General features: G+C 63.1%; 1 protein-coding gene. It reads right to left on the bottom strand.

Going from position 1 to position 18,099, the window contains the following annotated elements; genetic code table 11:
• Window positions 1-67: 67 nt before the first annotated feature.
• Window positions 68-18,073 carry an Ig-like domain-containing protein gene (locus AC0TN7_RS22360; protein ID WP_473702472.1) on the bottom strand — a complete coding sequence of 6,002 codons (18,006 nt, stop codon included), beginning with the start codon at window positions 18,071-18,073 and terminating at the stop codon, window positions 68-70.
• Between the last annotated feature and the right edge of the window lie 26 nt (window positions 18,074-18,099).

Genomic DNA, 18,099 nt, shown 5'->3' with positions numbered 1-18,099 from the left:
CCGGGTTAACGCAATTCGTGTAAAGAAACGCCAAAAGGCCGCGGGGATCGCTCCCCGCGGCGTTGTTTTACGCAATTAACAGTTGATGGTTCGCCAACAGCGTCGCCAGATCCGTCTGCACGCCGTTCAGCGTCACCAGGGTGGTTGGCGAGAACTGACCGCCGGTACCGTCCAGGTCAACCTGGATCTCGGTATTGCTGCCGTTCTGCACCACGCGGATGTAATCGCTGATATTGCCCGCGCTGCTGTCCAGCGTGGCCACGCCGTTCACATAGCTCGCCGAGCCCGTGCCGGTATAGCCGCTGCCGGAGAGCAGATCGCGCAGGTCAATCCGATCCGTGTCCGCCGTCCCTTCCCAGGTGCCGACCGTAAAGCCGTTCACCACGTCGTGACCGTTACCGCCCGTGGCATCCGAGGCGTTGATCAGCTTGTAGAGCAGCGTATCGTGGCCGCCGCTGCCGATGTTGAAGGTGTCGTTTCCGCCGCGGCCTTCGAACCGGTTATCACCGCTGTTGCCGGTGATGACGTCGTCGTAATCCGAGCCGTTAATCCCTTCAATGTTCAGCAGACGCGTGGTGCCGAAGCCGGTGTCCTGCGCGGTTGAGAGGCGCAGGTCCACGGTCACGCCGGAGGTCGCATTGCGGTAATCCACCACGTCCATCCCACCGGTGTTGCTCCAGGTGTCATGGTCGGAATGGGTAGTCCAGCCGCCGGAACCGTTGTAGGTATAGGTGCCATCCTCTGCGATAAAGGTGTCGTTATACCCGGTTCCGGTAATGGTTCCGCTGTGGCCGCCGGTGGCCGCTTCGGCCGTCAGGACGTAGCCCTCCTTGCCGTTGCCCGCCTCCAGGCCGCTCCAGGTGACGTTATCCGACACGCCGTTGGTGATCTTCAGGATCTCGGCCGAGTAGGTTTCATTCGGATCCAGCCCGTAGAAGCTCACCAGCGCAGAGGTATCGTTCGAACCGATACCGGACTGGGCGTTGATGATCTGCGAGGCCACCAGTACGCCCGCGGCGTTGTACAGATTGACCGTATTGCCGTAGTAGGCGTTGATGCCCTCGCTGTCGACAATGTGCAGGTGCATCGCGGTGCCGTCAGCAATGGTTTTGCTGTTTTGTACCAGCACCACCTTGCCGTTCTGCTGAGAGACCAGCAGATCCTGCGCACCGTCCCAGTTGTAGTCCACTGCCGCCACGCCGGTGACGTTCGCCAGTCCGGAAGCCAGCTGGCTTGCAGTCCAGGTCGAGCCGTAACCGTTGTTGGTGAACAGCGTCGCCGTCTGCGAGCCGCCATAGCTGCTGAGCTTGACGATGTCCATCTGCCCGTCACCGTTCCAGTCCACCGCCACCGACAGATACCCCGCCGTGGCGTTAGAGGCCTCGACCGCGCTCTTGGTGGTTGAGAGCTTCCCGGTACCGTCGTTGTAGTAGATCACCCCGCCGTTGTTGTTGTAGCTACTGCCCAGGTACAGATCCATGTAGCCATCGCCGTTGAAGTCCGCCCACGTCATGGACGCCGCCGTGGTGGTATTCGAGGCGTTGGCCACGAACACGTTCGTCAGGTTCTGACCGATAGAGAGCGTGCCGTTACCGTTGTTGTTGATCACGGTTAACGAGTACGCGCCGCTGCGGTTGGTGTGCTGAACCACATCCACGGTGCCGTCATTGTTAATATCGACGCCGGAGATTTCACGCATGGTGGTGAACTGTCCCCAGAACCCCGCGCCGCCGTAAGTGCCGTCAGGCGAGAGTACCCCGTTGTTGTTGATCAGATAGGTAATGGAGTCCGCGCCGGAGTCGCCGTACGCCAGATCCAGATAGCCATCCCCGGTTTTGTCGTACGCAATCACGCCGCCGTACCAGATGGTGGTCCCCATCGCCAGCTGGCTGGCGTTATAGGTGCTGCCATCGTAGGTCCACATCACCTGCGTGGATCCTGAGTAGGTGGTCTCCGTGGCGAAAATATCCTGCGTGCCGTTACGGTCAAAGTCGGCGGCGGTCTGGCTCACCACGTAATAGCCGCGGGTGTTGGTCAGGGTATTCCCGGCGTAGGTCGAGCTATCGCTGCTGGAATAAGACTGGCCGTTAGCAATGATGTTCCACAGACCGCTGCTGTTCATGCCGAGGGTCATGGTGGAGTTGTTGCTGTTCCCCGCCGTGGTCGCCCAGTCGGTATTCACCGAAGTGGTGTCAATCACCAGGCTGCCGGTTGCCGTACCGGTGGTATTGCCGTTACCCGCGCTGCTCTTCACCTGCGCCGTCACGCTGTAGCTCGACACGCTCAGCGCATCGCCGTCCGGGATCTGCAGATACCAGGTGTTGTGATCCGGATCGACCACCACCGCGCCGCCGGTCTGGGAGGTGTAGGTTTTGCCGTTCACCGTTACCACCAGGTATTCACCGTTCACCAGGTCAGCGGAGACGGTACCGGTGACGATCGGCGTAGTATCCGACGTGGTCTGCGCGGTAATCGCCGCCGTAGTGGTCGGGATGCTGGTATCAACGTTCAGCACAAAGCCGTCAGACTCGGTGTAGTTACCGGCCCTGTCGGTGACGCGCACAATGTAGGTGTGATTTCCGTCGCTCAGGCCGTTGTCCTGGAAGGACCAGCTTGCACTGCCGTTCATGGTCACCTGACCGAGCAGGACCCCGTCACGATAGAGCTGCACAATTTCACCGTCGTCCGGGGCGCGGTTAAGCGTACCGTTGATCAGCGGCGAGTTATCGTCCGTTGCCACCGCGCTGCCAAAGGTGCCCTGACGCTCGCCTTCACCGTCGGTATAGCTCACGACCGTACCCACCGTGGTTGGCGGCGTGGTGTCCACCGTCACCACCTGAGAGGCGGTGGAGCCGACGTTGCCCGCCTGGTCGATAATCCGCACCTGGTAGGTGTAGTCTCCGTCAGGCAGATCGCGGGTATCGGTGTAGCTCCAGCGCTGGTTGGTGACCGTGGTATCGAGCCAGGTGTTCCCGCCGTCCAGGCTTATCTGTACGCGCTCGTCGCTTGCCAGCGCGCTGCCCAGCGAACCGTTGATGGTCAGCGTGGTGTCCATGGTGATGAAATCACTCCCGGACTGGCCCGTATCTTCGCTGATGCTGTCGATGGTGACGCCGTACTGCGGCGCGTGGGTATCCACCGTCACCGCCTGCGCGGTGGTGGCCCCAACGTTCCCCGCCTGGTCAACGACCCGCACCTGGTAGTTATGGCTGCCGTCGGTCAGGGTACGCGTGTCGCTGTAGCTCCACTGCGTCCCGCTGACGGTGGCGTACACCCAGGTGCTGCCGCCGTCCATGCTCACCTGCACGTACTCACCCGCCCCTAACGCTGCGCCGAGCGTTCCGTGCAGCGTGTACGAGGTCGAACTGGTCAGGAAGTCGTTATTGTCGAATCCGGTATCCACGGTGATGTTATCCACGGTCACCGTAATCGCCGCATCCGGGGCGACCGTATCGACGGTCACCTGCTGATGGGCGCTGGCACCCACGTTGCCCGCCGCATCCACCACGCGAACGTAGTAGTCATAGGTCTGGTTACCCAGCGTGCGGTCATCGACGTAGTACCAGCTGTTGCCGGTGACGATGACGTTCTGCCAGGTCACGCCGCCGTCGATGCTGATCTGGGCATACTCGCCGTCGGCCAGCGTCGCGCCGAGCGAGCCGTGCAGCGTCAGGGACGTATCGTTGGTGATAAAGTCGCTGCTGCTCAGACCGGTATCGTCACTGATGCTGTCGATGGCGATGGTTTTGCTCGCGTCCGGCGCAACCGTATCAATGGTCACCACCTGGCTGGCGGTGGCACTGATATTGCCCGCGTCGTCAATCACGCGCAGCTGGTAGTTGTAATCCCCGTCGGCCAGCGTGCGGCCATCAACATACGTCCAGCTCAGGCCGCTGACGCTGACGTCGGTCCAGGTGACGCCCCCGTCAAGGCTGATCTGCGCGTGGTCGCCGCTGCCCAGCGCCGCACCCAGCGTCCCTTTCAGGCTGATCTGGTTGTCGCTGGTGATAAAGTCGCTGCCGGACAGGCCGGTATCCTGCGTAATGGAATCCACGGTAATGGTGGTTGCCGCAGGCTTCGTCAGGTCAATCACCACGTCCTGGCTGTCCGTGGCCCCCACGTTGCCCGCGTTATCAATCACGCGGACCTGGTACTGATACGTCCCGTCCGTCAGAGTGCGGCCATCGGCGTAGCGCCAGGTGGTGCCGGTCACGGTCAGGTCAATCCAGGTGACGCCGCCGTCGAGGCTGATCTGCGCCTTCTCGTTATTGCCGAGCTGCGCGGTCAGCGAGCCGTTGACGACGACCTGGCTGTCGTTGGTGATGAAATCCGTTGCGCTCAGGCCGGTGTCGTTTTGCAGCGAATCAATAGCGATCCCCATCGACGGCGCGGTCAGATCGACCGTGACGGTATGGTTATCGCTGGCGCTGTTGCCGATGGTATTGCTGACCTGCGCGTTAATCACGTACGAGCCGCCGTCTGCCAGCGCGGCCACGTCAGCGCTTCCCACCGTGTAGCTCCAGGTACCGTCATTCTGGACGGTAGCCGCATAAGTTTTACCGTTCAGCGTGATGGTCACCGTCTGGCCTGCCGGCGCATCGGTGGTGCCGCTGATAACCAGCGGCGTGCCATGCTCGGCGGCGTTGACGATATCGTCCTGCGCAAAGGTGTTAATGGTGATGGTTGGGACATCGCCGTTCAGCGTCACGTCGTGCGTTGCGCTGCCCGGGTTGCCCGCCCTGTCGCTTACCGAAGCGGTGATGGTGTACTCCCCGTCGCTCAGGCCGAGGAAATCACGGCCCGGCACGAAGACCGACCACGATCCGTCTGCCCCGACGGTCGCCTGATAGCTGTGCCCGTTGAAGGAGACGGTCACCGTCTGGCCCTGTTCCGCCGTGGTGGTGCCGCGGATGGTCTGGCCCGCCCGCTGCTCCGCGTTGTTGACGATATCGTCATCGGCCACGGTGCTGATGGTCACGGTTGGTGCGACGGTATCCACCGTTAAGGTGTGCGTGGTCTGGCCGCTATTACCCGCTTTATCGTTGACCGAGGCGGTGACCGTCAGCGCGCCCTGGCTCAGGGCCGCCAGGTCGGCTGCCGGCACGTCGAGCGTCCAGGTGCCGTCGCTGCCGACAAGCGCAGCGTAGGTTTTGCCGCCCAGCGTCACGGTAACGGTCTGACCCGCCTCCGCGCTGGAAGAACCGTGCACGGTCAGCGGCTGCTGCGCTTCCGCGGCGTTCAGCATGTCGTCAACCGACAGCGTCCCAATGCTCACCACCGGCGCAGTGGTATCCACGCTGATGCCGTGCGTTGCCGACGCGCTGTTACCCGCGCTGTCCTGTGCCGATACGGACACCTGATAGCGTGCGCCATCGGCCAGGGCGCCCACGTCGGCGGCCGGTACGGTGGTCGTCCAGGTGCCGTCGTTCTGAATCGTGGCGGTATAGGTCTTGCCGTTCAGGGTCACGGTGACCTGGGTCCCGCTGGCGAACTGCGCGCTGGAGCCGTTAATCACCAGTGACGAACCGGCTTCAGCCGCGTTGATGACGTCGTCACCGCTAACGGTGTTCACCGTCAGCGCCACGGAGGCGGTGTTGACCACCACGTCATGGGTCTGGGTGCTGCTGTTGCCCGCGCTGTCGGTAATGGTCGCGCTGAGGGTCACGGTGCCGTCGGTCAGCGCGGAAATCACGCTGGCCGGGACGCCCACGCTCCAGTTGCCGCTGGCGTCAACGGTAGTGGTGTACTGGTTCGAACCGAGGGTGATAACCACTTTATCGCCGACGCTCGCGCCGGTTGCCGTGCCGCTGACAATCTGCGCCTGCCCGTGCTCCACGCTGTTAATGACGTTATCGCCCGCGACAGCGTTAAAGCTGACGGTCGGCGGCGTGGTATCAAGCGTAATCGCTTTGCCCGCGCTGCCCGGGTTACCCGCGGCGTCGCTCACGCTGACCTGCACGGTGTAGCCGTTATCCGCCAGTGCGGACAGGTCGGTGCCCGGCACGTTCACGCTCCAGATACCGCCCTGCTGCACCTGGGCGGTATAGCTCTTACCGCCCAGGGTCACGGTGACCGTCTGCCCGACTTCCGCCGTGGTGGTGCCGGAAATGGCCACGCCCGCAGACGCTTCGCTGGCGTTAATCACGTTATCGCCAGCGACCGTATCAATGCTCACGGTTGGCGCAGTCGCGTCCACGCTGTACTCGCGGCCCGCCGAGGCGCTGTTGCCGTGCGCGTTGGTGACGCTCACCTGCACGCTGGCGTCACCGTCCTTCAGGCCCGCGAGATCCGCAGACGGCACGGTTGCCGTCCAGCGGCCGTCAGCATCCACCTTCGCGGTATACGTCTTGCCGCCGAAGGTGATGGTGACGGTCTGGTTTTCCTCCACGTTCGAGGTGCTGCCGGAGAGCACCAGATCCGCGCCTTTCTCCGCCGCGTTAATCACGTCGTCGGTGGCAATCGCATCGATGCTGACGGCAACAACAGACAGATCGACCGTTACGTCATGGCTGATGGTCACCGGGTTGCCCGCCGCGCTCTGGCCCGCAACGGTGACGGTGACCGTACCTGCTGCGAAGGCCCCGACGTCTGCCGCCGGGATCGCCGCGCTCCAGGAACCGTCCGCCAGCACGGAGGCCGCATAAGTTTTGCCATTGACGGTCACGGTGAGTGTTGTACCTGCCGCCAGCCCGTCGCTGGAGCCGGAGACGATCAGGTTTTGAGTATGTTCGATGCTGTTGATCACATCGTCGCCCGCCACGGTATCGACGCGCAGGCCCGGCAGGCTGGCGTCTATAACGATTTCGCGCTCGCCCGCTCCCGTGTTGCCGTGGCCGTTGGTGACGGTCGCCGATACGGTCAAATCCCCGTTGCCCAGCGCCGTCAGGACGGACTCCGGCACGTTAACGGACCAGGTCAGATCGCTCTGCACCGTTGCGGTGTAAGTGTTACCACCAATGGTGACGGTGACGGTATTGCCCGCTTCGGCATTCGCCACGGTGCCGCTGATGGTCTGACCTGCCGCTACTTCCGCCGCGTTGATGACGTTGTCGCCCGCCACGGTATTGATGGTGACGGTCGGCAGCGCGGTATCGACCAGCAGGTTTGCAGTATTGCTGACGCTGTTGCCCACGCCGTTGGTGGCGGTTGCGTTAAGGGTGTAGTTAGCCAGGCCGAGACCCGCCAGATCCGCCGCCGGGACCGTCAGGCTCCAGGTGCCGTCTGCGGCGGTCGTCGCCGTGTAGTTATTACCGTTGAGGGTCACGGTCACCACGGTGCCTTCCGACAGGTTGGCGCTGGTGCCGCTGACGCTCAGATCCTGCCCCTTCTCCACCGCGTTCAGCACGTTATCGCCGCTGATGGCGTTGAAGGCCACGGACGGCAGGCCGGTGTCAACGGTCACGTTATGGCTGCCGGTGCCGGTATTGCCCGCCGCGTCGGTGACCGACGCCGTGACGGTTACGGTGCCGTCGCTGAGGCCGGAAATCACGCTGGCCGGGACGCCCACGCTCCAGTTACCCGCCGCGTCCAGCACGGTGGTGTAAGTCTGGCCGCCGATGGTCACGGTCACCTTATCGCCCGCCGCCGCGCCGGTGGCGGTGCCGCTGATGATGTGCGCCTGGCTGTGTTCTGCGAGGTTAATGACATCATCGCCCGCCACGGTATTGATGGTCACCGCAGGAACGGTCACGTCCACCGTCAGAGTGTGATCGGCCGACGCCGGGTTGCCCGCTTTGTCGCTGACGCTCGCCGTCACGATGACGCTGCCGTCGCCGAGCGCCGCCAGATCCGCCGCCGGAACGCTCAGTGTCCAGCTGCCGTCCGCGCCTGCGGTTGTGGTGTAGTCTTTGCCGTTCAGCGTCACGGTCACCGTCTGGCCCGCTTCGGCGGTGGTGGTGCCGGACACGGTCAGATCGGACTGCGCTTCTGCGGCATTCAGAATATCGTCAGCCGCAAGGGTATGAATGGTCACGGACGGCGCGGTCGTATCCACGCTGTACTCACGCCCCGCTGAGGCGCTGTTGCCGTTCACGTTGGTGACGCTCACCTGCACGCTGGCGTCGCCATCCTTGAGGTGGGCCAGATCCGCAGACGGTACGGTCCAGGTCCAGTTGCCGTTGTCGTCCACCGTGGTGGTGTAGATTTTGCCGTTCAGGCTGATGGTCACGGTTTGCCCGGCCTCCACGTGGGTGGTCGCACCGGACAGCACCAGATCCGCGCCCTTCTCCGCCGCGTTAATCACGTCGTCGGTCGCAATAGCATCGATGCTGATGGCAACGGTCGCCAGATCCACCGTCACATCGTGGCTGATGGTAATCGGGTTACCCGCTGAACTGTCGCCAGTAACGCTGATTTTGACGGTGCCTTCCGGCCACGCGCTCACGTCCGCAGCCGGGATCGCCGCGCTCCAGGTGCCGTCCGCCAGTACAGTGGCCGCATAGTCTTTGCCGTTGATGGTGACGGTCAGCGCCGTGCCCGGTGCCAGCCCGTCGCTGGATCCGCTGACGATCAGGTTCTGCGCGTGCTCGATGGTGTTGATCACGTCATCACCCGCGACGGTATCGACGCGCAGCCCCGGCAGGTTAGCGTCGATCGCGATCTCGCGCTCGCCGGTGCCGGTGTTGCCGTGGCCGTTGGTAACGGTCGCCGTCACGCTCAGGCTGCCGTTGCCCAGCGCGGTCAGCACGTCAGACGGCACGTTGACGGACCAGGTCAGGTCGTTCTGCACCGTTGCGGTGTAGCTGTTGCCGCCAATGGTCACGGTCACGGTATTGCCCGCTTCGGCATTCGCCACGGTGCCGCTCAGGGTCTGGCCTGCGGCCACTTCCGCCGCATTAATGACGTTATCGCCCGCCACGGTGTTGATGTTGACCGTTGGCAGCGCGGTGTCCACCAGCAGGTTCGCGGTGTTGCTCACGCTGTTGCCCACGTCGTTGGTGGCGGTTGCGTTCAGGGTGTAGTTTGCCTGACCCAGACCGGCCAGATCCGCCGCCGGAACCGTCAGGCTCCAGGTACCGTCTGCCGCGGTCGCCGCCGTGTAGTTTTTGCCGTTCAGGGTCACGGTCACCACGGTGCCTTCCGCCAGGTTGGCGCTGGTGCCGCTCACGCTCAGATCCTGACCTTTTTCCACCGCGTTCAGCACGTTATCGTCGCTGATGGCGTTGAAGCTGACCGATGGCAGACCGGTATCGACGGTCACGTTATGCGTGCCAGTGCCGGTATTGCCCGCCGCGTCGGTGACCGACGCCGTGACGGTCACGGTGCCGTCGCGGAGGCCGGAAATCACGCTGGCCGGGACGCCGACGCTCCAGTTGCCCGCCGCGTCCAGCACGGTGGTGTAGGTCTGGCCGCCGATGGTGACGGTGACCTTATCGCCCGCTGCCGCGCCGGTGGCGGTGCCGCTGATGATGTGCGCCTGGCCGTGCTCAGCGATGTTAATCACGTCGTCGCCCGCCACGGTATTGATGGTCACCGCAGGCACGGTGATATCTACCACCAGGTTGTGATCCACCGATGCCGGGTTGCCCGCTTTATCGCTGACCGATGCGGTCACGGTCACGCTGCCGTCCGTCAGGGCCGCAACATCGGCCGCCGGAACGTTCAGCGTCCAGCTGCCATCCGCGCTGACGGTGGTGGTGTAGTCTTTGCCGTTCAACGACACGGTGACTGTCTGGCCCGCTTCGGCGGTACTGGTACCGGACACGGTCAGATCGCTCTTCGCTTCGGTGGCATTGAGAATGTCGTCCGTCGCCAGGGTGTTGATGGTCAAGCTCGGCGCGGTCGCATCCACGCTGTACTCGCGGCCCGCCGAGGCGCTGTTGCCGTTCACGTTGGTGACGCTCACCTGCACGCTGGCGTCGCCGTCTTTCAGACCCGCCAGGTCGGCGGCTGGCACCGTGGTCGTCCATTTGCCGTCGGCGCCTACGGTCGCAGTGTAGCTCTTGCCGCCGAAGGTGATGGTAACGGTCTGGTTTTCCTCAACGTTCGAGGTCGCCCCGGAGAGCACCAGATCCGCGCCCTTCTCGGCGGCATTAATCACGTCGTCGGTAGCAATCGCATCGATGCTGATGGCAACGGTCGCCAGATCCACCGTCACATCGTGGCTGATGGAAACCGGGTTACCGGCGCTGCTCTGGCCCGCAACGGTCACGGTAACCGTGCCTGCAGCCAGCGCACCCACGTCCGCCGCAGGGATCGCCGCGCTCCAGGTGCCGTCCGCCAGCACGGTCGCCGGATAGGTTTTGCCGTTGACGGTCACGGTCAGCGCCGCACCCGCCGCCAGCCCGTCACTGGTGCCGGTGATAATCAGGTTTTGAGTATGTTCGATGCTGTTGATCACGTCGTCACCCGCCACGGTATCCACGCGCAGGCCCGGCAGGTTAGCGTCTATCACGATTTCGCGCTCGCCCGTTCCGCTATTGCCCACGCCGTTCGTGACGCTGGCTGACACGGTCAAATCGCCGTTGCCCAGCGCGGTCAGCACGTCAGACGGCACGTTAACGGACCAGGTGAGATCGCTCTGCACCGTTGCGGTGTAGCTGTTGCCGCCAATCGTCACGGTCACGGTGTTGCCCGCTTCGGCATTCACCACCTTACCGCTGATGGTCTGGCCGGCTGCCAGCTCCGCCGCGTTAATAATGTCGTCGCCCGCAATGGTGTTGACGATCACGCCCGGCAGAACGGACTCCACGTTTACGGTGTGCGACGCGCTGGTGCTGTTGCCGACGCTGTCCGTTGCCGAGGCGGTGACGGTATAAAGCGCCTCGCCCAACTGACCGACTTCGCTCGCCGGAACGGTGGTGGTCCATTTCCCGTTATCGTCCACCAGCGCGCTGTACGCTTTGCCGTTCAGCATCACGGTCACCGCCGCGCCTGCCGCCAGGCCGGAAGCCGTACCGGAAATCGTCAGATCCTGGGTTTTCTCGCTGTTATTGATCACATCGTCACCGGAAACGGTGTCAATGGTCAGCACAGGCGCGGTCAGGTTCACCTCCACGCCGTGCGTGGCGCTGTTGCTGTTGCCCGCTTTATCAGTCAGCGCCGCGGTAATGGTGTAATCCCCGGCGGCCAGCGCGGTGACGTCCGCCGCAGGCACGCCCACGCTCCAGTTGCCGGAGGCGTCCAGGGTAGCGGTGTACGATTTGCCGTTGAGGGTAACGGTGACCACGTCGCCCGCCGCCGCGCCCGTCACGGAACCGGTGACAATCAGGGCCTGCCCATGCTCGGCGCTGTTGATCACGTCGTCGTCGGATACGGTGTTAATGGTCAACTGTGGAACGGTGGTATCCACCAGCACGTCGCGATCCGCGGAGGCCGGGTTGCCCGCTTTGTCCGATACGGCGGCGCTGACGGTGTAGTTCCCGTCGGTAATACCGCTCAGATCCGCGGACGGCACGGTCACGCTCCAGCTGCCGTTGGCCTGAACGGTGGTGGTGTAGTCCACGCCGTTCAGCGTCACGGTGACGGTCTGGCCCGCTTCGGCGTTGGTCACGCCGTTAATCACCAGATCCTGCTGCGCTTCGGCCGCATTGATGATGTTGTTGTCGCTGACAATTTCAATAGACACCGTCGGCGCGGTCGCGTCCACGCTGTACTCGCGGCCTGCCGACGCGCTGTTGCCGTTCACGTTGGTGACGCTCACCTGCACGCTGGCATCGCCGTCCTTCAGGCTGCCCAAATCGGCGGACGGTACGGTCGCCGTCCAGTTGCCGCTGGCATCCACCGTCGCGGTGTACGACTTGCCGCCGAAGGTGATGGTAACGGTCTGGTTTTCTTCCACGTTGGTGGTCGAGCCGGACAGCACCAGGTCCGCGCCTTTCTCCGCCGCGTTAATCACGTCGTCCGAAGCAATCGGGTCAATGCTGATGGCGACTGCCGCCAGATCCACCTTCACGTCATGGCTGATGGAAACCGGGTTGCCCGCCGCGCTCTGGCCTTCCACGGTCACGGTAACCGTGCCCGCATTCAGCGCGCTGACGTCTGCCGCCGGAATGGCCGCCGTCCAGGTGCCGTCCGCCAGTACGGTGGCCGCGTAGGTTTTGCCGTTGACGGTTACCGTCAGCGCCGCGCCCGCTGCAAGGCCTTCGCTGGAGCCGGTGATAACCAGGTTTTGAGCGTGCTCAATGCTGTTGATCACATCGTCGCCCGCCACGGTATCGACGCGCAGGCCCGGCAGGTTGGCATCTATAACGATTTCGCGCTCGCCCGTTCCGGTGTTGCCGTGACCGTTGGTGACGCTGGCTGACACCGTCAGATCGCCGTTACCGATAGCGGTTAAGACCGAGAACGGCACGTTGACCGACCAGCTCAGATCGTCCTGAACCGTCGCGGTCCAGGTATTGCCACCGACTGAAACAGTGACAGTGTCACCGCTCGTCGCGCCGCTCACTTTGCCGCTCAGGGTCTGCCCGCTAGCCACTTCCGCCGCGTTAATGACATCGTCCGTGGCCACAGGGTTGATGGTGACCTGCGGCAGCGCGCTGTCGACCAGCACGCTGTGGCCGGTGCTCGCACTATTGCCTGCGGCGTCGGTTACGCTCGCCGTCACCACATAGCTCGCTTCGCCCAGCGCAGAGACGTTTGCCGCCGGAACGGTGACGCTCCAGCTGCCGCTCGCGTCGGCGGTGGCCGTATAGCTGATGCCGTTCAGGGTCACCGTAATGGTCGTGCCATCCGGCTGGTTACTGGTGCCGGACACCTGCAGATCCTGGCCTTTCTCAGTCGCGTTGATCACATCGTCAACCGCCAGGGTATTAATGGCAATTACCGGCGCGGTCAGGGAGACGTCAAACTCGTGCGTCGCGGTGGTGCTGTTACCGGCTTTGTCGGTGAGGGTCGCAGAGATCGTCTGCTCGCCGTTTGCCAGCGCGCCCACGTCCGCCGCCGGAACGCCCACGCTCCAGCTGCCGGACGCGTCCAGCATGGCGGTGTAGTCTTTGCCGTTCAGGGTCACGGTGATCACGTCGCCCGCCTGCGCGCCCGTGACCTTACCGGAGACGATCAGCGCCTGGCCGTGCTCGGCAATATTCACGATGTCGTCGCCCGCAACGATGTTGAACGAAATCTGCGGCACGGTGGTGTCGACCAGCACCGAGGAACCTGCGCTGGCCGGGTTACCTGCTTTGTCGGACACGGTCGCCGTGACCGCCGCGCTGCCGTCGGTGATGCCCGCCAGATCCGCCGCCGGAACGTCGAGCGTCCAGCTGCCGTCCGCCTGCACCTGCGCGGTGTACTGATTGCCGTTGAAGGTCACGGTGACCGTCTGGCCCGCTTCGGCAGTAGACGTCCCGCTCAGGGTCAGATCCTGCGCCGCCTCTGCCGCGTTCAGCATATTGTCATTGCTGATGGTGTTGATAGTCACCGTCGGCGCGGTGGTATCGACGCTGAATTCCTGCACCGAAGAGGCCGCGTTGCCGTTCACGTTGGTGACGCTGACCTGCACGCTGGCGCCACCGTCCTTCAGGGCACTCAGATCGGCAGCCGGAACGGTCCAGGTCCAGTCGCCGTTGCCATCTACCGTCGTGGTGTACGTTTTCCCTGCAAAGGTGATGGTGACGGTCTGACCCGCTTCCACGTTGGACGTGGTGCCGGACAGCACGAGGTCCTGGCCTTTTTCCGCCGCGTTAAGCACGTTGTCGTCGGTCACGCTGCTGATGGTGATGGCGACCGGCGCGAGATCGACGTCCACGACGGTGCCGATGATCACCGGGTTGCCGGAGGCATCCTGCGCGCTTGCCTTGATATCCAGCGAGCCATCCGCCCACTGGGACACGTCCGCCGCCGGTACCGCTGCCTGCCAGGTGCCGTCTGCCAGCACGGTTGCGGAATACGCTTTGCCGTTGATGGTCACGGTCACGGCGCTGCCCGCCGCCAGATCGGTGCTGGTGCCGGAGACAATCAGATTCTGGGCGTGTTCGATGACGTTAATCACGTCGTCACCTGCGACCGTATCAATACGCAGTCCCGGGAGCTGGGCGTCGATGCTGAAGTCGAGAGAAGAAGAACCGGTATTACCGTGCGCGTTGGTCACGCTGGCGGATACGGTGAGGTCGCCGTTGCCGAGCGCGGTGAACTGGCTCTCCGTTAACGGCAGGCTCCAGGTGAGATCGTCCTGCACGGTAGCCGTGTAAGTCTGACCGCCGAGGATAATCGTGACAGTGTCACCGGCCGCCGCGTTCGTCACCTTACCGGACAGGGTTTGCCCTGCCGCCACTTCCGCCGCGTTAACGATATTGTCGCCCGCCAGCGTGCCGATCGTCACCACCGGCAGCGAGCTGTCCACCAGCACATCGTGTGAGGTTGAGGCGCTGTTGCCTACGCTATCCGTGACGCTCGCCGTCACGGTGTAATGAGCTTCTCCCAGGGCGCTTACGGCCGAGGCCGGTACGGTCACGCTCCAGTTGCCGCTGGCGTCGGTGGTGGCGGTGTAGTTGATGCCGTTCAGGTTAACGGTAACGCGCGTGCCTTCCGGCTGGTTGCTGGTGCCGGAGAGCAGCAGATCTTCGCCCTTCTCGGTCGCATTGATTACGTCGTCCGCCGCCAGCGTGCTGATACCAATAACAGGCGTCACGGTATTCACCACCACATCCAGCGAACTGCTTCCGGTGTTGCCGGATCGGTCGGTCACGGAGACGTCGATGGTCCAGGTGCCGTCCGCCAGACCCTGCACGACGGTCGCCGGCAGGCCGAGGCTCCAGTCGCCCGCCGCATCCACCACGGTGGTGTAATCGACGCTGTTAATGGTGATAGTCACCAGGTCACCCGCTGCCGCACCGGTGACGGAGCCGCTCAGGATCTGCGCCTGTGAATGGGCGAGCTGGTTAACGGTATTGGTGCCGGTAACAAAGTCATTAATGGTCACCTGCGGTACAGTCGCATCCACCAGACCCACGCGATCGGCGCTGCTGCTGTTGCCCGCCACGTCGCTCACGGTTGCCGTCACGGTAACGATGCCGTCCGTCAGGGCACCGACGTCAGCCGCCGGGACGCTCAGCTGCCAGGTACCGTCCGTCTGGACCGTGGTCTGATACGTTTTGCCGTTCAGCGTCACGGTGACCGTCTGGCCGGGTTCCGCACTGCTGCTGCCGCTTAACAGTAAATCCTGCTGCGCTTCTGCCGCATTAATGATGTTGTCGGCGGTCAGGTTATCGAGCGTAATCGCCGGTGGCTGCGTATCCACCGTGACAACGCGCGCCGCGTCCGCGCTGTTGCCGCTGACGTTAGTGACGCTGACGCTCACCTGCGCGCGCCCGTCGGTCAGGGTTTCCATGGCGCTGGCGGGTACAGTCAGGCTCCAGGAGCCATCCTGCTGCACCTGCGCAGTAAAGGTCTGGTCAGCGAATTTCACCACCACGGTCTGCCCCGCTTCCACGCCCTGCGTCTGGCCGGAAAGGGTTAAATCACCGCCTTTTTCTGCCGCATTCAGCAGGTCGTCGCCGGAGACGGTATCAATGGTGACCGCCACGGCGTTCAGATCGAGTTCAATCGGGTGTTCAGCCGCAACGGGATTGCCCCAGGCATCTACCGCGCTGACGCTCACCGTCATGCCGCCCGCCGTCCAGGCCTGCAGGTCCGCCGCCGGAACGCCGATCTGCCAGTTGCCGCTGGCGTTAACCGCGGTGACGTACTCAACGTTGTTGATGGTGACGACAATCTGCGTGCCCGCGGCCAGATGGCTACTGGAGCCGGTGACGCTCAGATCCTGCTGCTGCTCAATGGCGTTGATCACGTCATCGCCGGAAATGGTGTTCACGCGCAGACCCGGCAGCTCCGCGTTGATATTGATATCACGCTCGCCGGTGCCGGTATTGCCGTGCCCGTTGGTCACCGACGCGGTGAAGGTTAAATCGCCGTCGCCGAACGCCTGAAGATCCGCTGACGGGATCTTCACGCTCCAGGTCAGATCGCTGCCAACCGTTGCGGTGTAGCTCTTGCCACCTGCGGTGATGGAGACGGTATCGCCCGCCGCCGCGCCGGTAACGCGACCGCTGAGGGTTTGATCGACGCCCGCTTCGGCGTTATTGACCAGGTTGTCGCCCGCAAACGTATTGATGATGACCTGCGGAAGGACGGTATCCACCAGCAGATTCGCTTCGGCAGAACCGCTGTTACCCACGCTGTCGGTACCGCTGACGCTGACGGTGTAAAGCGTGTTCGCCAGATTCAGGACGTCGGAAACCGGAACCTGGACCGCCCAGATACCGTTTTCGACGGTGGCCTGATAGTTGACGTTGTTCAGCGTCACGGTGACGGTGGTGCCGTCCGGCAGGTTGCTGGTGCCGGTCAGGCTCAGCGGCTGCATCGCCTCCTGGGCATTCAGGACGTTATCCTGGCTGATGGCGTCAATCGTAAATTCTGGCGGATGTCCACTCAGCGTAATGTCGTGCGTGGCGCTGCCGGTGTTGCCTGCCGCATCAGTGACGGAAACCGAAAGCGTATGGTTGCCTTCGCCCAGCGCGCCCAGCACGGACGCCGGCACGCCCACGCTCCAGCTGCCGTCCGCCAGCACCACGCCGGTGAAGGTCTGACCGCCAAGGGTTACGGTGACCACATCGCCCGCGGCTGCACCGCTCGCCTGGCCGGAAATAATGTGCGCCTGGCCCTGCTCGCTGATATTAAGGATATCGTCGCCCGCCACGGTATGGATGGTGACGACCGGCGCGACGGTATCCACCGTGAAATCTGCCGTCACGGACGAGCCGTTGCCCGCTTTGTCGCTAACGTTCACAGTCAGGGTGTGATTGCCCTCGCTGAGCGCCTGCACGTCGCCCGCCTCCAGCGTGACGGACCAGGTGCCGTCGCTGCCCACCGTGGCGTTATAATTTTTACCGTTCAGGGTGACCGTGACGATCTGACCGGCTTCCGCATTCGTTTTACCGGTTAGCGTCAGCGGCTGATTATGCTCAGCCGCATTAATGATGTTGTCCTGTGCGACGGTATCGACAGAGAGGGTTGGCGCGGTGGTATCCACGCCAATCGTCTGGCTTCCGCTGACGGTATTACCCGCCGCATCTTTACCGCTGACGTTGACGGTCCAGGTGCCATCGCCCAGCGCCTGCGCGTCGGCCGCGGGTACGTTAACGCTCCACGCGCCGTCTGCCCCGACTTCAGCCGCGTAGGTTTTGCCGTTCAGCGTCACGGTGAGTTCGGTACCCTGCGCCAGATTTTTGCTGGCGCCGGAGAGCGTAAAGCCCGCAGATTGCTCGCTGGCGTTCAGCACGTTATCGCCCGCCGTGGTGGCCAGCGTAATGGCGGCCTCGGCGGTCGAGACCGTTACGGTGATGTTGCCCGCATCGGTGGTTTTACTGCCGTCGATCTGCACGACCGACCAGGTGTGCTCCCCGTCCGTCTGGGTCGGTAATATTACCGTCCACGTGCCGTCTTTGCCGACCATGGTGCTGGCAATGGTGCTGCCGCTGCTGTCTTTGATCTGGATGGTCGCGCCCGGCTGACCGGTACCGCTAAAGGTTGGGTTGCTGTCGTCCGTGATCTCGTTTGCACTCAGCACGCCCTGCTTGTCACCCGCTTTATCCGACAGCAAGAAGGTCGGCGTGGCGCTTTCAACTTCTTTGGTATTATCAATGACTTTTGTTTTTGTTTCACCGTCACCGCCGTTTGCCAGCAGTGCCCCGATGGCACCGCCGCCTAACGCAGCTCCCGCAATCCAGCCCCACGGCGCGTCGCTTAAAACACTTTCCTGCTCGAGGAAAGGTTGAATGCTGCTAATCGGTGTGGCCTGCGCGGTTAACTCGGTCACCGCAACGCCTGACGCTTCCCCGGCATCGGCAAAAGAAATATGTGTCAGTTCCTGACGGTCGTTGAATACCAGTTCTGACTGGTTATGCGTCTCTGGATCTTCGACAAAATAGTTATTGCAGCGAATAACGCTGCCATCTTTCATATAAATGAGGAGGTCTTTCCCCTGGCGGACATAACGCGCCACATCCTGAGCAGAACCCTGGATTTCAATCACGCTCGGCGATGAAATAGAGACCGACAGATTTCCTTCGCCGGTTAATTTCGTTTTCTCCGCCGTTTTGCGAATGATGACATCAACAACCTTTACGTTACTCATTTCTTCTCCTTGCAGGTGTGCGGATT

Source organism: Enterobacter sp. PL_is511 (assembly GCF_055816065.1).
The sequence above is the reverse complement of the archived record's forward strand: the minus strand, read 5'-3'. Positions and strand labels throughout refer to the sequence as shown.

Excerpts from the sequence above, each read along its gene's own strand:
- AC0TN7_RS22360 (WP_473702472.1), bottom strand. The coding sequence starts at position 18,073 with ATGAGTAACGTAAAGGTTGTTGATGTCATCATTCGCAAAACGGCGGAG.